Source organism: Acaryochloris sp. IP29b_bin.137, assembly GCF_028285745.1.
Lineage (GTDB): Bacteria > Cyanobacteriota > Cyanobacteriia > Thermosynechococcales > Thermosynechococcaceae > Acaryochloris.
In genome coordinates this window covers 1-2,559 of sequence record NZ_JANQOP010000310.1, presented here as the reverse complement: position 1 = coordinate 2,559, position 2,559 = coordinate 1, and the positions used below count along the sequence as shown (strand labels likewise).

Here is a 2,559-nt window from a genome sequence, read left to right as displayed (position 1 = left end):
ACAGGAGCAGTTGAGCCTTTTAGAGAGCTGAGGTCTCACCCCCTGACCCCCTTTCAGGGGTTCTTTCCAAACCTCCGGTAAAACCGGAGGTTATTGATTAAACGCACGGTCTTCTGGGTCAACCAGTGAATTATTGGTCCCAACAACAGCACCTAGAACAGTCGTGGTGTTAAACCGCCAACGGTCACATAAATGCCGCCAGGATTGAGTACTGGTAGATATTTAAAAGGGGAACGATTGGTCTTAGTATCCAAAATCACGTCGTATCGCTCTTGACCTTCCGTGAAATTGGTTTGAGTGTAGTCGATGGTGTGAGTAAACCCAACTGAGCGCATCAGGGCAAATTTGCTGGCGAGATCAACACCCGTCACGTCTTTAACCCCAATTGTATTCGCAATTTGCACTCCCAAGGTTCCTACACCCCCACCAGCTCCGTTGATCAGGAGTTTTTGACTGGGCTGCAGGTGCCCAATCAACCCCTGGACCGCCAACATCCCGGCATGGGGAATCGCTGCCGCTTCAGTAAAGGTCATGCTCTCAGGCATCAGAGCTAGGGCAGTCTCCGGCACACACACATACTCCGCAAAGCCACCGAACCCACACTCAGAAATGTCGCCATAGACCGCATCTCCGGGTTGGAACTGGGTGACGTTTGGTCCCACTGCGTCGATCCGACCAGCTACTTCCGCACCGGGGATCTGGATGTTGGGTTTACGCCAGCCACAGAGCAGTCGAATGTAAAAGGGAGTGCCCCTGACAAGGCACCAATCCCAGTCATTGATTGAGGTCGCATGGATTTTGACCAAAACTTCGCCATCGCTAGGAGTCGGCTTTTCAATATCTTTTAGCTTCAGATCATCTGGAGATCCGTATTGGGTCAAAACAATTGCTTTCATAGTGGAATCCGCTGCTATTAGATGAAGTTCTTCAGAGCAGTGCTACTGCCCAAGGTCGATGGTTCTACCAAGGCTGACTATACTTGCTTTCTGGCTGAGGCCATTGCCACACGTACCCGAACATGAACACCATCGTCATGACTTCTACCGAGGCAAAAAATACGTAAGAGAGTGGGGTCGTTTCGCCCAGGGACGGTAGGAGGGCAGGCACAACAACCCAGAGAATTGTTAGCGGAATAGCGATGAAGTGTGCCCAGCGATTGGCTTTATAAGCTAAGACGCGAGACAGGAGAATCATTGCGATCGCGACCTCCATGAACATGGCAAAGAACAACACCGTACTTCCTGTGAGTTGCTGACTCATTCGATCTAAAAAGTCTAAGTATCCAGGCCGCAACATTCCCAAAATGTCGGCATAGACCATGTTCAACAGGACAAATACCCACAGCGTTGATAGTAAAGACTTACGGGCTAAATCTGTGTTTTTAGGGCTTGATTTCATCATGGTGTCTGAATCGTGAACTCGTCTATTTGTCCTCAATTTGGGGGAAGCATGGCTGCGCAGCTATCTAATTCCCGCTGACTTGGCATATTCTTGCTATGGATTTTTCCCAGGACGTTAGACTTGGATGATATGAATCCGGTCAGGAGTGCTAGAGCGCTATCAGTTTGCTCACGATGTCAGATTGGTACCGTATTGCTGTAGATGCCTATGTCTCAAACCGCGTTTTCATCATCGGAATGGTCTGCTCAAGCTGAATGGCATATCACCCAGCAATGGGGACCATTAGCGATTCGGTCTGCTCGCCATGTCTGCCGCAATGATACAGGTGCAGATGCATGGAGTTATCCGAACGAACATACCCTGGGGCTGTTCCTGTCGCCGCGCCCGTTCAAATTTTCTCATCGGCAAGAGGGGCGTACCCATGCCGGACTCTACAGCAAGGGAGATTTGCTGATCACCCCAGCAGATACAAGGCTAGCGACCCAGGCCGAGGGAGATGTTCATATTGTGCAAATGCGGCTTCAAGATTCGTTTCTACGCCGGGTGGCAGGGGAGACCCTGGGTCAGGATGGCGATCGCATCCAACTCGTCCCAGCCTTTCAAACCCGTGATGCTCAAATTGAGGTGATCGCAACAATGCTCCTGACTGAACTCCAGGGTGAATCATTTGGCCGCAACCTATATGTTGATTCGCTGGCTAATGTGTTAGCCGTCCATTTGCTACGGCATCATGGAACCAATCGACCTGAGCTGCCGGCCTACGAAGGTGGACTCCCTCAACGTCAACTTTTAAGGGTTTTAGACTATATCGATGCCCATTTGGGTAATGAAATCACCCTGGCAGACTTGGCCGCGTTAGTAGATATCAGCCAGTTTCATTTCGGTCGTTTATTCAAGCAATCTCTGGGCCGATCTCCCTATCAATATCTGATGCTGCAACGGCTGGAACGGGCTAAAACACTTCTGAAACATACCGATCGACCCATTGTGGAGATCGCTCTGGAGTGTGGGTTTAATAGCCACAGCCAGTTTGGCCGAAAATTTCGGCAGATGGTGGAGACAAATATAATGGACCCTAAAATTCGGACAGGTATCTAAGCTCTGAATCCTTCAAAAAATGATAGGAGTGATTCATGAGTAAGAAACGAAAACAATACA

The 2,559-nt window shown here is 49.6% G+C and carries 3 protein-coding genes; 1 reads left to right on the top strand and 2 read right to left on the bottom strand.

Annotated features, from left to right (window positions below; genetic code table 11):
* Positions 1 to 152: 152 nt before the first annotated feature.
* Positions 153 to 896 (bottom strand): NAD(P)-dependent alcohol dehydrogenase, encoded by a 744-nt coding sequence (locus Q0991_RS21485; RefSeq protein WP_299492419.1) that lies wholly within the window; start codon positions 894 to 896, stop codon positions 153 to 155.
* Between the two features lie 64 nt (positions 897 to 960).
* Complete coding sequence (locus Q0991_RS21480) at positions 961 to 1,401, bottom strand: DUF6326 family protein (RefSeq protein ID WP_299492417.1); 441 nt, start codon at positions 1,399 to 1,401, stop codon at positions 961 to 963.
* A 207-nt stretch (positions 1,402 to 1,608) separates the two neighbouring features.
* Between Q0991_RS21480 and Q0991_RS21475 the strand changes: the two genes are divergently transcribed.
* The gene (locus Q0991_RS21475) at positions 1,609 to 2,499 is read left to right on the top strand and encodes an AraC family transcriptional regulator (RefSeq protein ID WP_299492415.1); all 891 of its coding nucleotides are present in this window, start codon (positions 1,609 to 1,611) and stop codon (positions 2,497 to 2,499) included.
* Positions 2,500 to 2,559 lie beyond the last annotated feature (60 nt).